The organism is Exilibacterium tricleocarpae (assembly GCF_007004655.1).
Classification (GTDB): Bacteria; Pseudomonadota; Gammaproteobacteria; order Pseudomonadales; family Cellvibrionaceae; genus Exilibacterium; species Exilibacterium tricleocarpae.
On sequence record NZ_ML660094.1, the window covers coordinates 143,537 to 162,517 of the forward strand.

Annotated in this window: 14 protein-coding genes; 7 read left to right on the plus strand and 7 right to left on the minus strand. The window is 58.7% G+C overall.

The features are described 5' to 3' along the window. Positions 1-84: 84 nt before the first annotated feature. From FKG94_RS13735 to FKG94_RS13760, 6 genes are all read right to left on the minus strand, one after another. The gene (locus FKG94_RS13735) at positions 85-1,269 is read right to left on the minus strand and encodes a patatin-like phospholipase family protein (protein WP_142904914.1); all 1,185 of its coding nucleotides are present in this window, start codon (positions 1,267-1,269) and stop codon (positions 85-87) included. Between the two features lie 93 nt (positions 1,270-1,362). Beyond that, positions 1,363-3,015 carry an AMP-binding protein gene (locus tag FKG94_RS13740; RefSeq protein WP_142904915.1) on the minus strand — a complete coding sequence of 551 codons (1,653 nt, stop codon included), beginning with the start codon at positions 3,013-3,015 and terminating at the stop codon, positions 1,363-1,365. A gap of 199 nt (positions 3,016-3,214) precedes the next feature. Beyond that, a complete protein-coding gene (locus FKG94_RS13745) occupies positions 3,215-3,541 on the minus strand; it encodes an SCP2 sterol-binding domain-containing protein (RefSeq protein ID WP_142904916.1) in 327 nt (108 codons plus the stop codon). Positions 3,542-3,559: 18 nt separating this feature from the next. After that, complete coding sequence (locus FKG94_RS13750) at positions 3,560-5,359, minus strand: acyl-CoA dehydrogenase C-terminal domain-containing protein (RefSeq protein ID WP_142904917.1); 1,800 nt, start codon at positions 5,357-5,359, stop codon at positions 3,560-3,562. 199 nt (positions 5,360-5,558) lie between these two features. Further along, positions 5,559-6,608, minus strand: a complete 1,050-nt coding sequence (locus FKG94_RS13755; protein ID WP_142904918.1) for an AraC family transcriptional regulator — start codon at positions 6,606-6,608, stop codon at positions 5,559-5,561. A gap of 70 nt (positions 6,609-6,678) precedes the next feature. After that, positions 6,679-6,915 (minus strand): hypothetical protein, encoded by a 237-nt coding sequence (locus FKG94_RS13760; protein WP_142904919.1) that lies wholly within the window; start codon positions 6,913-6,915, stop codon positions 6,679-6,681. Positions 6,916-7,362: 447 nt separating this feature from the next. Here FKG94_RS13760 and FKG94_RS13765 point away from each other — a divergent pair, with 447 nt between their 5' ends. From FKG94_RS13765 to FKG94_RS13795, 7 genes are all read left to right on the plus strand, one after another. Further along, entirely contained in the window at positions 7,363-9,258 is a 1,896-nt protein-coding gene (locus FKG94_RS13765) for an acyl-CoA synthetase (protein ID WP_142904920.1), read from the plus strand. Between the two features lie 464 nt (positions 9,259-9,722). After that, positions 9,723-10,709, plus strand: a complete 987-nt coding sequence (locus tag FKG94_RS13770) for an NAD(P)H-dependent flavin oxidoreductase (protein ID WP_142904921.1) — start codon at positions 9,723-9,725, stop codon at positions 10,707-10,709. A 368-nt stretch (positions 10,710-11,077) separates the two neighbouring features. Beyond that, positions 11,078-13,795 (plus strand): TonB-dependent receptor, encoded by a 2,718-nt coding sequence (locus FKG94_RS13775; RefSeq protein WP_142904922.1) that lies wholly within the window; start codon positions 11,078-11,080, stop codon positions 13,793-13,795. 26 nt (positions 13,796-13,821) lie between these two features. Beyond that, complete coding sequence (locus tag FKG94_RS13780) at positions 13,822-14,547, plus strand: hypothetical protein (RefSeq protein ID WP_142904923.1); 726 nt, start codon at positions 13,822-13,824, stop codon at positions 14,545-14,547. A gap of 10 nt (positions 14,548-14,557) precedes the next feature. Continuing rightward, positions 14,558-15,595, plus strand: coding sequence for a 2Fe-2S iron-sulfur cluster-binding protein (locus tag FKG94_RS13785; RefSeq protein ID WP_142904924.1), 1,038 nt, complete (start codon positions 14,558-14,560; stop codon positions 15,593-15,595). Between the two features lie 149 nt (positions 15,596-15,744). After that, the gene (locus FKG94_RS13790; protein ID WP_142904925.1) at positions 15,745-16,407 is read left to right on the plus strand and encodes a DUF6151 family protein; all 663 of its coding nucleotides are present in this window, start codon (positions 15,745-15,747) and stop codon (positions 16,405-16,407) included. A 44-nt stretch (positions 16,408-16,451) separates the two neighbouring features. Continuing rightward, positions 16,452-17,024 (plus strand): hypothetical protein, encoded by a 573-nt coding sequence (locus tag FKG94_RS13795; protein ID WP_142904926.1) that lies wholly within the window; start codon positions 16,452-16,454, stop codon positions 17,022-17,024. 319 nt (positions 17,025-17,343) lie between these two features. On the opposite strand, the gene FKG94_RS13800 is transcribed toward FKG94_RS13795, so the two are convergent. Next, positions 17,344-18,969 carry an alpha-glucosidase family protein gene (locus FKG94_RS13800; protein WP_142904927.1) on the minus strand — a complete coding sequence of 542 codons (1,626 nt, stop codon included), beginning with the start codon at positions 18,967-18,969 and terminating at the stop codon, positions 17,344-17,346. Between the last annotated feature and the right edge of the window lie 12 nt (positions 18,970-18,981).

Genomic DNA, 18,981 nt, shown 5'->3' on the forward strand with positions numbered 1-18,981 from the left:
ACACCTCCGTTGGGCGGCAGAGAAAACATGGGCATGCACGCCGGGGAATTACAACGCGATTGCGGCGGCGCGGGCTGGCAGTATTCAGATCTCAAAAAACTCGGTAATCGTGTCTTTTTCCCACATAGCGTCTTGGTAACCGAGCTCAATCAATTCGTTGCAAAACGACTTCGCAAACAGCAGATAGCTGGCCGCCGCCGCGCCGCCGCCGCTGGCCGTGGCGCCGGTCGAGCGCATAAAAAAGCGCATGCTTTTCGGCAGGTAGCGGATTTTGCGTCCGGCGATTTTATCCAGTTCCCGCGACGGTGAAATAACCAGACTTTTAACCGGCCGCAGCGGCATACCAGCCGCCAGGCGATCCTCCTCGGAAATCATTTCCAGCAAGTCGTTAACCCGATCCAGATGCTCGATATCCCCTTCCAGACTATCGATAAAAGCACTGTTAAACATATGCCCGATAATCTGCGCAATGGACGGGGAATGCCTGGGCGGCACCCGCCGTTTGCCCCACTGGGCCGGATTGCGGTTGCTGCTCACCCCGATCACAAACACCCGGTCGGCGCCCAGGTGCAGCGCCGGGCTGATCGGCGCCAGTTGTCGCATGGCACCGTCACCGTAGTATTCCCGGTCGATACAGACCGTGGGGAATATCGTCGGGATGGCGGCGGAGGCGATCAGGTGGTCCACCGTCAAACGGGTGGGCCGGCCCACCCGGCGGTAGCGGCGCCAGCCGGCCAGGTCCGGGCGCCCCTGAAAGAAACTGACCGATTCACCGGAGGTGTAACCCATGGCGGTGACACAGACCGCCTCCAGATCGCCCTCGGCAACGGCGACATCGATATTGTCGAAATCGATGGTGGTCCGCAAAAATTCCCACAGCGGTGTGTTGTCGAGCAGGGCGATGGGCGTGCGCCCCACCCCCTGGTTAAACAGCGAGAACACCATGCGCGCAATCCCACGGCTGAGGTCGCGCCAGCCGGTGCGGAAAATTTTCTCGATCTCGATGTTTTCCCAGATATTGTGCAGGTCGTCCACCGCATCGCTGAACTTGCCGGCGTGGGTGGCCAAAGCCAGGGCATTGATGGCACCGGCGGAGGTACCGCAGATAATGGGAAACGGATTGTGGGCAGATGCGGGCAGAAGCTCGTTGAGCGCGGTCAATACACCGACCTGGTAGGCGGCCCTGGCACCGCCGCCGGACAGGATCAAGGCCCCTTTACTCGTGTTTGTCTCGGAATCCGGTAACTCGCTTGCCTCTGCCTGCGTCATGAATCAGCCTGAAAATCCTTGTCGTTGCTTTTAGTATTGTGTGCCTTGGGCGATTGGGCAACCAATCGGGTATGATCGGTCACCCGCCGGCACTCAGGCCGCCGCAGAGGTCTCCTTTTCTTTCAACTCGCGACGCAGGATTTTGCCCACATTGGATTTGGGTAGATCGTCGCTAAATTCGATAAAACGGGGCACCTTGTAAGCCGTCAGATTCTCACGGCAATAGTCACGGATGGTTTCCGCTGTTACGGCGCTGTCGGATACCACCACAAACAGCTTCACCGCCTCGCCACTCTTCTCATCGGCGACACCGATGGCCGCCGCCTCCAACACCGCCGGGTGCTGGCAGACCACGTCTTCGATTTCATTGGGATAGACGTTGAAACCGGAGACAATGATCATGTCTTTCTTGCGGTCGACGATACGCAGGTAACCGTCCTCCTGCAACACCGCCATATCGCCGGTTTTCAGCCAGCCCTCCCCATCCAGTATCTCGGCGGTGGCCTCGGGCCGCTGCCAGTAGCCCTTCATGACCTGGGGCCCGCGCACGCACAGCTCACCGGCCTCGCCGGCGGGCAACGTCCGGCCCTGCTCGTCGATGATCTTCAACTCGGTCTCGGGCAAGGGCGTACCGACGGTGCCGCGCTGAATGGCGCCGGGGGGATTTGAGCTGACGGTGGGCGAAGTCTCGGTCAAACCATATCCCTCGGACGGTTCGATACCGGTGACTTCCTTCCATTTGGAAGCAGCGTCCTCGGTCAGCGCCATACCGCCGGAGGACGTAATGCGCAGCGCACTGAAATCGAGGTCCCGGAACCCGGGGTCCCGCACCAGCGCATTAAACAGCGTATTGAGCCCGACAAAACCGGTAATCCGATGGCCGCGCAACGCTTTCACGACGCTCGGGATGTCGCGGGGGTTGGGGATCAGGATGCTGTGGCAGCCGACGCTGGCCAGCCCCACGCAATGCAGGTTAAACGCGTAAATATGGTACAGCGGCAGGGGCGCCACAAACACATCGGCACCTTTATTCAGGGTCTCTTCCACGTGCAGCAGTACCTGTTCCATATTGGACACCAGGTTGCGGTGGGTCAGCATCGCGCCTTTGGCCACGCCGGTGGTGCCGCCGGTGTACTGCAGCGCCAAGATGTCCTCGGGCGCCCGCGCCACGGCCTGGAATTGGCCACTGGCTCCCAGGCGCATCGCGGTGCGCCAGGTGATCTGGTTGGGATAGCTGAACGACGGCACCATCTTCTTCAGGTATTTCACCGCCGTATTGATCAGCACCCGCTTGAGCGGCGGATGCAGGTCGGCGATTTCGGTGACAATCACCTCCTTGACCGGGGTATCGGCAATCACCTTGGCGGCGGTGTCGGCAATATTAGCCAGCACCACCAGCGCTTTGGCACCGGAATCATTTAACTGATGTTTGATTTCCCGGGCGGTGTAGAGAGGATTGGTGTTGACTATCACCAGCCCGGCCCGCAGGGCGCCGTAAAGTGCCACCGGGTATTGCAGGATATTGGGCATCTGCAGGGCGATGCGGTCGCCGGGTTTCAGGTCAGTGCAATTTTGCAGGAAGTGGGCGAACTGGGCGCTGAGGCGGTCCAATTCGGCATATGACAGGGTGTGCCCCAGACAGGTGAAGGCGGCATTGTCCGCGTACTCTCGAAAAGTCTCATCTAAGACCTCGGTAACCGTGCGATTATTATTTAACACAAACTCTCCCCCAACTCGGTCGCTCATCGTTTATCGTCGTTGTAACCAGTATCGTCATCACCGTGGCCATGACCATCACTATCGTGGTAGCCACAATCACAGCAGGGTTTTCGCCGAGCCATCTACCGGCTTAATTTCCGACGCCGTAAAAGGCAGATGCGGCGAAAGCTAAAACACATCGAAAAAAGGACCACTCTGCCGAGTAGCCCTTTTGACTGTTCGTATATTAACGGGTTATGCCGCGAGAAAAAAGCTTGTCGAGGGCGGTCGCCAGGCGCATATCGCCATTGACCTTGACCTTGCCGAAGATAAACGCCTGGGCACCGCTGAAGGTCCCGTCGAGCACGCTGGTCAGTACGTCCAGGTCCATCGCCAGGGTAACGGACGGCGCCTGATGCTCACCCTCGCAGAGTTCACAGCGGCCGTCCACCACGGTCAGGTAGTAGTCGCCGGCGTCGGGGATATAGAACTGAAACACCTCGTCCATACCGGCGGCGGCACTGGCGTCAAAACGCTCAGTCAGGCGACTGAGCGCTTCCGATTGACACGCCATGCTGGCAGCCCCGGTCGGTTAAAAGGCAAACGCTTCGGCATCCAGGTCCATCAGGTTGCCGGCGCCGGACTTGATCGTGGTCTCCAGCGTCTGGGTGCGGGGCAGAATCCGCTGGAAGTAAAAGCGAGCGGTTTGCACCTTGGATTCGTAGAAAGCCCGATCGCCGTCACCCTCGGCCAGTTTGGCCTGGGCCACCGAAGCCGCCAGCGCCCAGAAATAGGCCAGGGTTACATAGCCGGAGAACATCAGGTAGTCCACCGAAGCGGCTCCCACCTCGTCGGGGTTCTCCAGGGCGACGCCACCAATATGCAGCGTCAGTTCGCCCCATTTGGCATTCAACTCCGCCAGCGGTGCGATAAACGGCTCCATCTCGGCATTGCCTTCCTGGGCCTGGCAGAACTTGTGTACCATTTTGGTGAATACCCGCAGCGTCTCACCCTGGGTCATCAACACCTTGCGACCGAGCAGATCGAGGGCCTGGATGCCGGTGGTGCCCTCGTAGAGCATGGCGATACGGCAGTCGCGCACGTTTTGCTCCATGCCCCACTCCTGGATAAAACCGTGGCCGCCGAAGCACTGCAGCCCGAGGTTGGCCGCCTCGAAACCGACTTCGGTCAGGAAGGCCTTGGCGATGGGGGTCAACAGACTCAACAGGTCATCGGCCGCCTTGCGATCCTCTTCGCTCTCGGCGTGCTCGCTGCGATCCACCTGCTGCGCGGCAAAATAAATCAGCATGCGACCGCCCTCGGCAAATGCCTTCTGGGTCAACAGCATACGGCGTACATCCGGGTGCACAATAATCGGGTCGGCGGCGCCGTCGGGATTTTTCGGACCCGACAGCGAGCGCATCTGCAGGCGCTCGCGGGCGTACTCCAGTGACTTCTGGAACCCCAACTCGGCGTGGGCCAGCCCCTGGATCGCCGTGCCGATACGGGCCGCGTTCATAAACGTGAACATGCAATTCAGGCCCCGGTTGGGCGGACCGATCAGGTAGCCCCTGGCGCCGTCGAAGTTCAACACGCAGGTGGCGTTGCCGTGAATACCCATCTTGTGTTCGATGGAACCGCAGACCACACCGTTGCGGTCGCCGGCACTGCCATCGCCAGCGGGCAGGTGCTTGGGCACGATAAACAGGGAGATGCCCTTGGTGCCGGCGGGAGCATCGGGCAGGCGCGCCAGCACAATATGGACGATGTTCTCCGCCATGTCGTGTTCGCCCGCTGAAATAAAGATCTTGGTACCGCTGATACTGTAGGAGCCGTCGGCGTTGGGTTCGGCCTTGGTGCGCAGCATACCCAGGTCGGTGCCGCAATGGGGCTCGGTGAGACACATGGTGCCGGTCCAGGCACCCTCCACCAGTTTTGTCAGGTAGGTCTGTTTCTGGTCGTCGGTGCCGTGGGCGCTGAGGGTGTTCATGGCACCGTGGGAAAGTCCCGGGTACATCCCCCAGGACCAGTTGGCGGAGCCGACCATCTCGCTCAGCAAAATACCCAGCGAATGGGGCAGACCCTGGCCACCGTGGGCACTGTCGTGGGTCATGGAGGGCCAGCCGGCCTCCACGTATTGCTGGTAGGCCTCTTTGAATCCCGTCGGCGTGGTCACTACGCCGTCGTTCCACTGGCAACCTTCCTGGTCGCCCACCGCATTCAGGGGCGCCAGTACGTTTTCACAAAACTTGGCGTTTTCTTCGAGGATGGCACTGACCACATCGGTGGATGCCTCTTCACAGCCGGGGGTGTTCTGGTAATGCTGCTCGAATCCGAGTACTTCGTAGAGCGCGAAGTGCATATCGCGCAGCGGGGCTTTGTAGTCACTCATCCTGCTTCAACCTCTGAACTGGTTAGAAAACTTGTGTAAATGGCCTGAATATTACGTCTGCGACTGACGGGTAGTACAGCGATGCGCAGAGAATCCCTGATTACCAGTTTAGCCTCAATAGCGAAATCAACCATATTAGCTGACAAATCTGCCTGAGCCCAGCCACTGCGGCTGACTCGAGGGTCTTCGCCGCCGCGTCTCAGTTGAGCAGGCCGCGGCGGTATTCCCCCGGCGTGATACCGGTCCACTTTTTGAAAGCGCGAAAGAAGGCGCTGGTTTCATCAAATCCCAAGCGCTCGGCAATGGTACCGTTGGTAAAGTCCGGGCAACCCAAATAGTGAAATGCCGCCTCCATGCGACACTCGTCTTTCAGTTTTTGGTAAGAGGTGTTTTCGCTCTGCAATTTGCGCCTGAGCGTGGTCACCGAGAGATTCAACCGCGACGCCACCTCTTCGGCACCGGGCATGGTATGGCTCACATCTTTCGACAATATCGCCCGCACTTTACCCTTGACGCTGTGCTGAGCACTGTCGTTGATCACCAGGTGGTAGGGTGCGGAGCGCAAAAAGTCCTCCAGGGTTTCCTGGTTCTGCACAATCGGGTAATCCAGATAAGCCAGCGGGAATTCAAACCCGTTGAACGCCTGCTCGAACTTCAGGGTGGCCGGGTAGGACTCCGCCAACTCGCGAAACTCCTCCGGGCAGGGAAACGAAAAATGCAAACTGGCCAGCGGGATTTCCTGCCCGATGAGCCAGCAGTTGAAGCGGTGCCAGACCGCCAGCGAGGTGCGAATCTGGTTGGGATTGGCCAGTGCCTGCAGCGTCTCGAATTCATCCTGCGACACGGAGCGGATCGGCGCCATCTGTACCCGCGCCAGGTTTTTGCTTTCATCGACCTGCAACTGCGAGCGCACCCGCATGCCGCGACAGATTTCTGAAAACTCGCCGGCGCGCACCATCGCCTGGCGCAGGTCGCTGCAATGCAACACCGTCAGGCACATCAGGCGAAACGAACCGAGCCGCACCCGCCCGCCCACGAACATGCCGAAACACTCATCCTGCATCACGCGCATGACACGCTGGTACAGCTGCCCGTATTTGACGGCGGAAAAATGCAGGCTGGTATCGATATCGGTACGGGCAATGTCCAGTTCGTCAAGCAGGCTGTCCACATCGCAACCCTGTTGCCGGGCCGCGTCGATCAGCGATTGCGCATAAGCGGTGGGAACGCTGGTGGTATCAGGTGTCATGACAGGCGCTGGTTATAATCCTTTTCAATAAAAAAGTGAATTTATAAATTGTTGAAGGGTTATCGCACAGTCAAGGGCGCTGAGACAACTTCCTGATCAACACGACACAGACCGTTCCCAGCAGCGCGGCCAGGATAATGACCGCCAAGCCGACGATACACAACAGCAGGAAACGCAGCACCGCCTCGCCCGGTAAACCCCACGCCCACATCGCCGCCGCAACAAACGCCGCGCAGGCAAGCATGCTGACGGCCAACACAGAGCGGCTCTTGCCGCCGCGCTTGCCCAGTAGTCTGCTAAACAACATGAGATCGATCCAATACCCCTCGGCTCTCGGCTGCCACATTGTCCGGGTTTAGCCGGAGATAGTCCAGTCAACACTGTGGCGATATTCCGCACAGTGGAATGCACGGTTCAACAATGATATAAGTAGACCCGTCAGTCCTACCGCTCGGTCTGTCATTTTTTTGGTTTGACTCGATAGTGATTCGATAGTGATTCGATAGTGATTCGATAGTGATTCGATAGTGACTCGATGGCGCGACTCGAGAGTCCAGCCCGCTTGGCAGGTCTATCAGGTCTCTTTTACAGGCCCTTTTAGAGAGCATCGATTGAGAAACGAAACCGGTGTCCTGGATTCCGGACAACGTTTGAGCATCCAACTTAAGCGTTTCGACCGGCAGTCTCATCAGAGAGGGTTGGCGGTATCAACGGAGACCTCCACTCAACGCGTTTGCACGGGGAGCATATAGTCATGGCACAAACCCGCGAAGTTCCCGCCAACGGCCTGGGCTCCCTGGCGGAGCTTCAGGCCTATGAAGCCACGCCCATTCGCGAGCGCTTCCCCTGGCAAACCAGTTACCAACTGATCGAACAGGCCGCGCAGCGCTACGGCGCGGAACCCTGTTTGAAACAACTGCTGCACGGCGGCCGCGACGAGCAGCCGCTCACGATCAGTTATGCCGGCCTGTTCCAGCGCGTCAATCAAAGTGCGCGCCTGCTGCAGGACCTCGGGGTCACAGCCACCAGCCCGGTGGCCATCCTGCTGCCGATTCTGCCGCAGACTCACTTCGCCATCTGGGGTGCCCAGGCGGTGGGCATTTCCAATCCCATCAATCCGCTGCTCGACGCCGGCCATATCGCCGAAATCCTTAACGAAAGCAAAGCGGCGCATTTAATCGCCATAGGTCCGGCACTGGCACCGGATCTGTGGCAGAAAGTCTGCGAGGTCGCCCGGCGCTGCCCGCAATTGACCCACATATTGTGTGTGAATTCGATCTCGGCAAGCGCACCCGAGGCGCCGCCGGCGGCAGAGCTGACGCCGGCACTGGAGGCCATCCGCGTAGTGGATTTCGACAGCGCTATCGCCGCACAATCCCCCGCACCGCTGCCGGCACAGCAGGCACCCGGCGGCGATCGGGTGGCCGCCTACTTCCACACCGGCGGCACCACAGGTCGCCCCAAAATTGCGCGCCTCACCCATCACAATATGGCGGTGATCGTGCAGACCTACTCCTATCTGTCGCAACACAAGGGGCGTTTCCATATTCCCCTGGGGCTGCCCATGTTCCATATTTACGGAACAGTGATCATGGGGCTCGGCTGTATTTACGACGGCCGCTGCGCGGTCTTACTGACACCGAGCGGCTTTCGCAATCCGCAGGTCATCGAAAATTTCTGGCACCACATTTCCCGATTCCAGGCCCCGGTATTCGCCGCCGTCCCCACCCTGCTCGCACGCCTGCTGGAAGTGCCCTGCCACGACGATATCACCTGCCTCACCGACGTTTCCAGCGGCGCCTCGCCGCTGGCGCCCTCGCTAAAACGTAAGTTCGAACAGCGCTTCGATGTAGTGATCACCGAGGGCTATGGAATGACCGAAACCGCCGGCCTGATTTCGCGCTGCCTGGCGGAGCTGCCGGCGCCCACCGGCAGCGTCGGGTTGCGCATTCCCTACCTGACGCTGCAGGTTGCCCACCTGGAAGGCAACCGGATCAGCCATCGCTGCGCGCCGGGGGAAACCGGCACTGTGCTGGTCAAAGGCCCGGGCGTTTTTGCCGGTTACCTCAATGCCGCGGACAACGCCGGGGCCTGGGTCGACAGCAAGTGGTTCAACACCGGTGATCTGGGCTACCAGGACCAACAGGGCTATGTGTTTCTGACCGGGCGGGCCAAGGACCTGATCATCCGCGGCGGCCACAATATCGACCCGCAGTTGATCGAGGAACCGCTCGGCAGCCACGCCGACGTCCTCGACTGCGTCGCGGTGGCACAACCCGACCGTTACGCCGGCGAAGTGCCGGTCGCCTATGTGACGCTGCGCGCCGGCGCGACCGCCGATATCGAGGAATTGCTCGACCATTGCAGTGCGCGTATCTCCGAACGCGCCGCAGTGCCAAAACGTATCGAGGTGCTCGACACCATTCCACTGACGGCGGTGGGTAAAGTGTTTAAACCACCGCTGCGGGAAAAGGCCGCGCACTGGGCTCTGGCAGAGGCTTTGGAAGGTCGGGTCGAGGCGGCGGATATCCGCGTGGAAACGGATAAAAAGCGGGGCTTGACCGCAACCATTACCGTGCCGGAAGACCAGTCGGAGGCGGAGCTGCGTGAACAACTCACGGGGTTTTCAGTTTCGGTGCTATGGCAGTAACGCTTTTAGTTGTACTACATTGGGTTGTAGTGGTGGGTTGTACCGAGTTGTAACGGTTGCCGAATAGTTTGTGCCGATAGTGATCGGTCTCGGTTAAGAATACTGCAGGTAGGTCTGCCTCTGGCTGGGGCTTTCAGAAACTCTCGACAGCAGGGATGCTGTCGTGAAGTTCCCAGGGACGGGTTCACAACGTGTTTCTGAAAGCCCCAGCCAGAGGCAGACCGGTCAAGTGGCACGCTTCCGCTTAAGTACCACCACCAAAAGTAGGCGCTTTAGGCGGAAGTAGGCGCCTGAAGCAAGTCCCATTCTGGTCTGCACCACACCGGGCCAGGATCTTAGCTCGCACTGTGCCGGCTTGGACGGTGCCGTTCGTGTGGAATGGATTGTTTTCAGTGATACTGGTGTTTAATTTTTTTGTTGTTCCCGCGACGGAAACAACGGTAATCAGATGAGGATATTTTTCTATGGCTATGCCAACAGCTTTGCAGGGGCGCCTGCGTTTGCCCGTTATCGCGGCACCGATGTTTATCGTCTCGGGACCGGAACTGGTTATCGCCGAGTGCCAGGCGGGGGTGGTGGGTTCCTTTCCGGCGCTCAACGCCCGCCCCCAAGCGCTGCTGGAGGAATGGATTACCCGTATTAAAACCGAACTGGCGGCGTTTCAAAGCGCCCATCCCGAGCGCCCGGTGGCACCCTTTGCCGTCAACCAGATCGTGCACCACTCCAACGACCGCCTGGCGGCGGACTGGGATACGATTATCGCCCACGAGGTGCCGGTGATTATCACCAGCCTGCGCGCACCCGACCCCGATGTGATCGAACGTATTCACGCCTACGGCGGTATTATTCTTCACGATGTCATCAATGTCCGCCACGCTAAAAAAGCCGCCGCGGCCGGTGTCGACGGCCTGATTCTGGTCTGTGCCGGCGCCGGTGGCCACGCCGGTACCAACAGTCCCTTCGCCCTGGTCAGCGAGGTCAGGGCGTTTTTCGACGGCGCCGTGATTCTGTCCGGTGCCATCGCCAACGGGGATGCAGTTCTCTCGGCCCAGGCCCTGGGCGCCGATCTCGCGTATATGGGCACGCGTTTTATCGCCACCCGCGAAGCCAACGCCGATGCCACCTACAAAGAGATGCTGGTGCAGCACGCCACCGACGATATCGTCTACACCAATCTGTTTACCGGCGTGCACGGCAACTACCTCAAACCCAGTATCGAAGCCGCCGGCCTCGACCCGAATGATCTGCCGCAATCAGACAAAACCAAAATGAACTTCGGCAGCGGTGGCAACACCGGCGCCAAAGCCTGGAAAGATATCTGGGGTGCCGGCCAGGGACTGGGGTCGATCGAGGACGTGCCCGCTGTAGGCGAGTTGGTTGACCGGCTGGAGAACGAGTACCGCGCAGCCGCACAGCGGCTCAATCGCACGCTTGAACAACAAACCGGCTGAACGCCGGCTCCCCGGTGCGACAAAATACCACACTGACACGCGTTTAAAACCCGATAGAATTGCCTGCGCAAAATGCGGGACGGATTGGATGGCATTACCTTAAGAAAAAATGTGCCAATTGATCGGTAAAGATAGCGTGAGGGTCGATAAATTGCGCAAATTCGCTTAAGGCAGTGCCATTCGGGGCGGGTTTGTTTTGACAAAAAATAATCCCATCAACAATCGCCGCCTGTCGTACACGGACGACTTATAAGAGCTGCGTATACCGACCAGGTATAGCAACCGTGTATACGAACTTCGGTTCCAGCAAATACGATACCCGCCTACCGCAGCTACTAATGTTGGCAGTCTTGCCTTGAGACCCGATTATGAGTTTGATGAAAACACCGCTTAGGATCGCCCTCGCCACCGTCAGCGCAGGAATCTGCTGCGCCGCCGCTGCAGCTCAGAACCCTCCACAGCAGCCGGCGGCGATGATGGAAGAAGTCACCGTGACCGGCACTCGCATTGAACGCACCGATATCGACAGTGTCGGCCCGGTGACAGTCATCACTGAAACGGAGATTGAGGCAACAGGCATTACGTCGCTGGAAGTTCTGTTACAGCGCCTGCCTGCCGCAGCCGGATTCGGCGGCAACCAGACCAGCGCCTACTGGGTTTCCAACGGCTGGGGCACGCCGCAGATCAATTTGCGTGGTCTCGGCATCAATCGCACCCTGGTATTGGTGAACGGGCGCCGCGTGGTGTTCGGCGGCACCGGCGCCAACAGCAGTGTCGATCTGTCGATGATCCCGATGTCGCTAATCGGGCGTATCGAGGTCCTGAAAGACGGCGCCTCCGCCACCTACGGGGCCGATGCCATGGCCGGCGTAGTCAACCTGATAACCAAACCATCGGTACAGGGTTTTGAGATCGAGGGTAAATTCGGTATGACCGCGGAGAACGACGGCGAGGAGAACCTGCTCGATTTGACCTGGGGCAGGTCCGGCGCCTGGGGCGACCTGATGGTAAACCTGAGTTACCAGGACAACGACGCCTCACCGCTCGCCGACCGGGTGCCCTGCCCGCTGGCCTCGACCAGCGCCACCGCCTGCAGCGGCAGCTCCTCGACCATCGGGGGCCGCACCACCTTGCCGGCCGGCGCCCTATTGCCCGACGGCAGCGTGTTGACGGAACCGACCCGGATTAACTTCAATCAAACGCCGGGGGGTGACGGCGACTTCTATGAAGTCTTCGACAGCGCCCGGCACGGCTTTAACTACAATCCCTATTTCAATGCCGTACAACCCATCGAGCGCTTGAGCTTCACCACCCTCGGCAGCTATGCCCTGTCGGATACCACGCGTTGGTTTACCGAGTTGATGTACACCCGCCGCGATTCCACTCAGCCGGCCTCGCCGGCGACCCTGCGCGATATCGCCTACGCCGCCGATCACCCCACCAATCCCACCGGTGTCGACTTTGTGCTCGAGCGCCGCCGGCTGCTGGAAAACGGGGCCCGGCGGTTCGAACAGGACGTGAAAACCTGGCGTGTCGTGACCGGTATCGAGGGCGATATCAACGACGACTGGTCCTATGATCTGGCCCTCAACTGGGGCCGCAACACCGCCACTGACGCCATCACCAACAATATCAATATGCGCAGAGTCGGCGCGACGCTGGATACCGATTTGTGTGGCGCCAACGGTATTCCGTGCGCCGACTACATCGGCTTTGGCGACGTCACGGCAGAGGTCCTGGATTACATTGTCTTCAACCAGGAGGGCACCGGCGGCAATAAGCAGATCAGCTTCAGCGCCAATATCACCGGCGCCGTGCTGGCACTGCCGGCGGGGTCATTGCGTTTTGCCGGCGGTCTCGAATGGCGCGAAGACAAAGGCTGGCGCGATCCCGATCCGCTGGTGCTGGCGGGCATTGCGCTCGGCAACCAGGCCGATGCCATTGCCGGTGAAATCGAGGCCAGGGAAGTTTACGGCGAAGTGCACATTCCCGTAGTCAGCGGCTTGCCCTGGGTGCAGGCGCTGGACCTGGACCTGGCGCTGCGCCATTCGGACTACGACCTGTTCGGCGACGAGAGCACCTACAAGGCGGGTCTCAACTGGCAAATCACTGACGCCGTCAAACTGCGCGGCACTCTGACCACCGCATTCAGGGCACCCAATGTGCCCGAACTGTTCGGCGGCGTTTCCGAGGGCAACCTGACCACGGCGGACCCCTGCTCAGGCTATGCGGCGCTGAGTCCGTCGAGTGTCGTCTACCAAAACTGCCGGGCCGCCGGCGTACCACTTAACTACAACCAGTTGGGCAGCACCATCCTCACCGATCGCGGCGGCAATCCCGAGTTGCAACCGGAGAGCGCCGACACCTATACCCTGGGACTGGTGCTCGAGCCGCTGCCAGGACTGTCCGTGACCATCGACTATTTCGATATCGATATCGACGATGCGGTGCGCGAGATTTCAGGCTCCAATAAGCTGGCCACCTGCTACAACTCAGCGGGACTGTCCCACGAGTTCTGCGCGCCCTCACACCACACCCGCAACACCGCCAACGGCGATATCAACTTTCTGTCGACACAAAAGTTCAATACCGGCAGAGAGGTTATGCAGGGTGTCGACTTCGGCGCTGTATACCGCTTCGAAGCCGCCGGTTTATCCAATACGCTGGACTTGCAAACCACCTACTTGAAAAAATACGAATCCATCGCTTTCGATGGGGACCAACCCACCGTTATCGACGGCTTTATCGGCGACGGCAACGGCGGTTACCCGCAATGGCGGGCCAACGCCTCCTTAACCACCCGCGGTGATCGCTGGTCGGGTACCTATTCCGTGCAGATGATCGGCGAGGGCGAAGACTTCAATGCGACAACGGGCATAGGTTCGCGGATGCCGAGTGTGTTCTATCACAACACCCAGTTTTCCTATGCGGTGAGCGATGCTGTCAATGTCAGTGTCGGTATCGACAACCTGTTTGATCGGGAAGCGCCCCGGGTGGCCAGTTGGACCGATGGCAATACGGACACCATGACCTATGATCTGGCCGGTCGGCGCGGTTATATTCGCCTGACGTATAAAATAGATTGAGCACACTCTTTACAGACAGCCATCAAGTGAAAACAACGATGATACCGGCCCGCCGCGCCCGTAAACTGCACCGCCGGTTAAACCTGATCATCGGCCTGCAGGTACTGCTGTGGTCGGTCAGCGGTTTTTATATGGTGGTTGTCAAGCTGGATTTTATTCGCGGCAACCACTTGGTTCAGCACCTCGATACACCGCTGGCCGGTAACACCGCTGAACTCGTACCCACGACGCAATTGCTGAATCGCTTCGAGCAGGTGGAATCGATTTCCCTGCGCTCGGTGCTGGATCATCCCCACTATATCCTGAAAGCAAAAGCCGGTAGCTACTTAATCGATGCGGTGAGCGGTACCCAGCGCTCGCCCGTCGACGCCGCTATGGCGACAACCCTGGCACAGCATTACTACAGCGGCGATGCCTCTGTCACTGAAGTCACGCTTATCAGCGCAAACCCGCCGAGTGAACTCTATTCCCGCAGTCTGCCACTGTGGCGGGTTAACTTCGACGACCGCATCAATACCAGTTTTTATATCGATCCTCACACGGCACAACTGATCACCCGCCGCCACGATTTCTGGCGTATTTTCGACTTTTTCTGGATGCTGCACATTATGGACTACGATGACCGTTCGGATGTCGACAACAACCTTTTACGCGCGGCGATACTCCTCGGGATAGCCAGTCTGGTGACCGGCACCGTCCTGTTGTTTTACAACCTAAGAACCCGCCGGCAACAGCGGCTGCAACGCCGCTAGGACGCCAGCTATGCACCTTCTGAAAAGCGTTCACAAATGGCTGAGCCTGGTTATCGCCATTCAACTCGGACTCTGGTTGTTGAGTGGCTTGGTATTTAATATTCTCGATCCGCAACAGGTGAGCGGCGAGGCCCTGTCGGCAAAACCCACTGCAGCGACAATCGCCAACGCCGGACCTTTGCTCAATCACCAGGATATCATCGCGCTGTATGGGCAGGGGGCCGTGCGGGATATCAACCTCCACACCCTCCTCGGCCGCAGTGTCTACCGGGTGACACTGCCCGACCGCATCGATCTCTACGATGCCGGCACCGGCGCCAGGCTGGTGGTGACGGCAACCCTGGCACGCCAGATTGCACAACGGGATTACCTTGGCAATCCCGCCGATATCGCATCGATCAGCAAAATCCAGGCGCCCACATTGGAAACCCGGCGCCACCGGGGGCCTGTCTGGCAGGTAGCGATCGATGACAGGGCTAACACAACCTTGTATATATCCGCCGAGGACGGCGACCTGCTGGAGCGACGCAACGACACCTGGCGGCTGTTCGATTTTTTCTGGATGCTTCATATCATGGACTACCGGGGGCGCCAGGACTTCAACCATCTGCTGGTGATTGTCGCGGCGTTCGGTTGTCTGTGGCTGGCGATATCCGGCTGCATTTTACTGGTGAACAGTTTCTCTCTACCCGGCAGCGGTTTTCTCACCCGCCGGCGCCGCCGTACGGTTCCGGTTCAAGTGTACAATCAAACGGGCTCACTGGCGCGCGAGCTGAGATTGCCGACCGGCGCTACACTGATTGATGCACTGGCCCAACAGGGTATCGAACTGCCGTCCCTCTGCGGTGGCGGCGGCAACTGCGGCCAGTGCCTGGTGCGCATACAAGCCGAGGCACCGGTGAGCGCAGACGACCGCCGGCTGATTGCGACCGAGCGGCTCGCCGCCGGCTATCGGTTGGCCTGCCGGCAGCGGGTTGACAACCCTATCGCAGTGGAGCTGGCCGGCGCACCGACAACCGGGAGCCGCAGAATCGGTATCGAGAAGTAGCGGAATCGAGAAATAACGGTACCCGTTGATAGATGCAACGGGTGAAACTCGCAGGCGCGGCCGCGTTGGCAACAGAACGACTGAGTGATACTCTGCGCACAGGTTAACCATCTATCGAGTCGTTCATCCACCCTCCCCGCGAGGCACCTATGGCAGAGAAATTACCCACCAAGAGCTTCCAAATAAAATGTTCATGTGGTGCGCTGCAGGGCAGCGCCGATGTCGTGCCCGCTGACGGCAACAGCCGGCTATCCTGCTACTGCGACGACTGCCAGTCGTTTGTACATTTTTTGGGCCGCGCCGCGGAAGTGCTTGACGGAAACGGCGGCACCGAGGTCTACCAGATGGCGCCGGTGCGGGTGCAGATTGGCCACGGCAGCGAACATCTGGGGTGTGTGCGGCTGCGACCAAAAGGTTTACTGCGCTGGTATGCGACCTGCTGTAATACCCCGCTCGGCAATACCGTGGCCACGCAGCAGGTGCCCTTTGTCGGTCTGGTTACCGCTTGCATCGATCAAACGGCTATCGGCGAGTCGCTCGACGCCCTGCTGGGACCGCCAAAAAAAGGTGTCCACGGTCGCTTCGCCAAAGGTGATCGCAGTGGGCTCAATGCCTATGAGAAAGCACCCCTGGGGATGATTTTCAGCGCGCTCGGCAAGATATTGATGCGGCGGCTGCGGGGGGCGCATAAACCCTCGCCCTTTTTTGACGGGGAGACCGGTGCGCCGGTGGCCGAACCTAAGGTACTGAGTGAAGCGGAACTGCGGGAGGTGGAAGGCCGGCGTGATAGCTGGGTGGAAGGCCGGTTATAGTCAGGTGGATCTTCCCCCAAAAAACCAACTACAAAGACACATTTATGACGACCTCAGGCTCACCCATGATTAGAAGCGTATTGATGCTGGTAGTTGTTCATATTGCTTTTATGAAAAGTGCTTATGCAACGACGTACATGTGGAATAACTGTTCATTGCCCGTGTATGCGTACCCATATGGTCTAGAGAAACACCGGATAGTCATCGAGAATATTACCGATAAATGGCTAGCCGATTATATCGGTGAAAAGCGTATAGAAAGGTCGGAAGTCGAGTCAAAACTGGTTGGAATGCCAAATCTCGAAGTAGATCTCAGTGTTCTCGCAGAAGAGGATATTAAGAAGTTGGCAGAGCAGGCATTTATGCATCTAAAAATCAAGAAACAGCTTAACACAATGCCAAACTACCCTGACTCTCCGCCTAAAGATCTCTTTTCTAAGGTGAGACTCCTATATGTTGTGGATCTATTTAGGGCAGCGGGTAAAGAAGTTCAGGAAAAGGAAGGTATAGAAGCTAATTTCTCGCCACACTATTTTTCCGCTTGTGAATATGACCATAGTTTAATCAATAGGGTGGCAAAAAAGACGTTGGAAAATATTAGAGACGGAAAGTTCTGATGATTAATTAATAGGTGACGGAGGGATTAAAAACTGAACAGCAAGGTCAGCTGATCAAAATTTAATCCCTCCGTCCACTTTACGCTCTACTCACCTTTTCCAGCTTGGCAAAAAGGTGGGGCCGATAGCTGGAAAAGGAGCTGTGGGCAGTTGGAATCGAGGTGGGCCGGATGGCGCTTTGTGTGGTGGTTTTGATGTAGGGGAGTGGCACCATCCTAAGGGGTCGGAGTAAATAAATTTAGACCAGAAAAAGCCTGGTCAAAATTTATTTACTCCGACCCCGCACCGTGCCATTGGGACAGGTGCCTCTAGCGAAGCACTAGAAACCCACCTTGGCAAAACAGGCGCCATAGGGCGGCAGCGTTATTTTCTGCACCGAGCAGGTCGCGCCCTCAAAACCGTGGCCCGACAAGAGCGTAACCTCCCAGCCCTCCGGTACGTGCACCGTCTTGGCCTGGTTACTGAGATTGAAACTGGCCAGCATGTGGTCCCGCTCGTAAGTCCGCGAAAACGCCAACACATCCTCCGGCGCATCGATAAACGCAATATCCCCCAACCGCAGCGCCGGTTGCTGCCGGCGCCACTGCATAAACCTGCGATAGGCGTTGAGCACCGAATCATTGGCCGAAGTCTGCACCTCAAAAGCACGACTGCGATGCTGCTCCGGGGTCGGCAGCCAGGGAGCGACTTTGGAAAAACCCGCCGCTACCCCCTCGGTGCTCCAGGGCATGGGCGTGCGACAGCCGTCGCGCCCCTTGAACATGGGCCAAAACGCCACACCGTAGGGGTCCTGAATATGCTCGGGCCGGATCTCCGCCTCAGTCAGCCCCAACTCCTCGCCCTGGTAACTGCACACGCTGCCGCGCAGTGAACACAGCAGCGCCGTCAGCATTTTCGCCAGGTCGTCGCTGGGATTGTCGCCGCCCCAGCGGGTCAGCACCCGTTTGACATCGTGGTTGCCGAGCGACCAGCAGGGCCAGCCATCGGTCAGGTTGTGCTCGAAACTCTCCACGGTCTCACGGATATAACGGGCGGAGAAGTCATCCACCAACAACTCGAAGCTGTAGGCCATATGCAAGCGCGAGTCGCCGGCGGTGTACTCGGCCATGGTCTTGATGGAATCTTCAGAGGATATTTCCCCCAGGCTCACGACACCCGGGTAGCGGTCCAGCAGCGCCCGCAGGGATTCCAGAAACGCCAGGTTTTCCGGCCGGGTGTTGTCGTAGATGTGGTACTGGGCGGCGTAGGGATTGTCTTCGCTGAAACCGCGCCCCTTGCGCGCCTCCTCGGGCTTGGCCGGGTTGTTGCGCAGTTGGCGGTCGTGAAAACAAAAATTGATGGCGTCCAGGCGCAGGCCGTCGACACCGCGCTGCAGCCAGAACTCCACCTCATCGAGTATCTGCGCCTGCAGCGCCGGGTTGTGAAAGTTGAGGTCGGGCTGGCTGTCGAGAAAATTGTGCAGGTAGTACTGCCGCCGCCGCGAATCCCACTGCCAGGCCGGGCCGCCAAAGATGGACAGCCAGTTGTTGGGCGGCGTGCCGTCGGCTTTGGGATCGGCCCAGACATACCAGTCGGCCTTGGGGTTGTCGCGGCTGGTGCGACTCTCTTTAAACCAGGCGTGCTGGTCGGAGGTGTGACTCAACACCTGATCGATAATCACCCGGATACCGGCATCGTGGGCGCGTTCGATAAGCCTGTCGAAATCCTCGAGCGAGCCAAACAGCGGGTCCACCGCGCGGTAATCACTGATGTCGTAACCGAAGTCCTTCATCGGCGAGGTAAAAAACGGCGACACCCAAATAGCGTCCACCCCCAGACTGGCAATATAGTCGAGCTTGTCGATGATGCCGCGCAGATCACCGACACCGTCGCCGTTGCTGTCCATGAAGCTTCTGGGGTAAATCTGGTAGATGACCGCCCCCTTCCACCACACTGCTTTATTCATAGCTCACCTTAT

Bases quoted from the DNA above. Each gene is read 5' to 3' on its own strand.
- FKG94_RS13735 (WP_142904914.1), bottom strand. From the start codon at position 1,269: ATGACGCAGGCAGAGGCAAGCGAGTTACCGGATTCCGAGACAAACACG.
- FKG94_RS13765 (WP_142904920.1), top strand. From the start codon at position 7,363: ATGGCACAAACCCGCGAAGTTCCCGCCAACGGCCTGGGCTCCCTGGCG.
- FKG94_RS13785 (WP_142904924.1), top strand. From the start codon at position 14,558: ATGCACCTTCTGAAAAGCGTTCACAAATGGCTGAGCCTGGTTATCGCC.
- FKG94_RS13745 (WP_142904916.1), bottom strand. From the start codon at position 3,541: ATGGCGTGTCAATCGGAAGCGCTCAGTCGCCTGACTGAGCGTTTTGAC.
- FKG94_RS13800 (WP_142904927.1), bottom strand. From the start codon at position 18,969: ATGAATAAAGCAGTGTGGTGGAAGGGGGCGGTCATCTACCAGATTTAC.
- FKG94_RS13750 (WP_142904917.1), bottom strand. From the start codon at position 5,359: ATGAGTGACTACAAAGCCCCGCTGCGCGATATGCACTTCGCGCTCTAC.
- FKG94_RS13755 (WP_142904918.1), bottom strand. From the start codon at position 6,608: ATGACACCTGATACCACCAGCGTTCCCACCGCTTATGCGCAATCGCTG.
- FKG94_RS13790 (WP_142904925.1), top strand. From the start codon at position 15,745: ATGGCAGAGAAATTACCCACCAAGAGCTTCCAAATAAAATGTTCATGT.
- FKG94_RS13740 (WP_142904915.1), bottom strand. From the start codon at position 3,015: ATGAGCGACCGAGTTGGGGGAGAGTTTGTGTTAAATAATAATCGCACG.
- FKG94_RS13760 (WP_142904919.1), bottom strand. From the start codon at position 6,915: ATGTTGTTTAGCAGACTACTGGGCAAGCGCGGCGGCAAGAGCCGCTCT.
- FKG94_RS13775 (WP_142904922.1), top strand. From the start codon at position 11,078: ATGAGTTTGATGAAAACACCGCTTAGGATCGCCCTCGCCACCGTCAGC.
- FKG94_RS13795 (WP_142904926.1), top strand. From the start codon at position 16,452: ATGACGACCTCAGGCTCACCCATGATTAGAAGCGTATTGATGCTGGTA.
- FKG94_RS13770 (WP_142904921.1), top strand. From the start codon at position 9,723: ATGGCTATGCCAACAGCTTTGCAGGGGCGCCTGCGTTTGCCCGTTATC.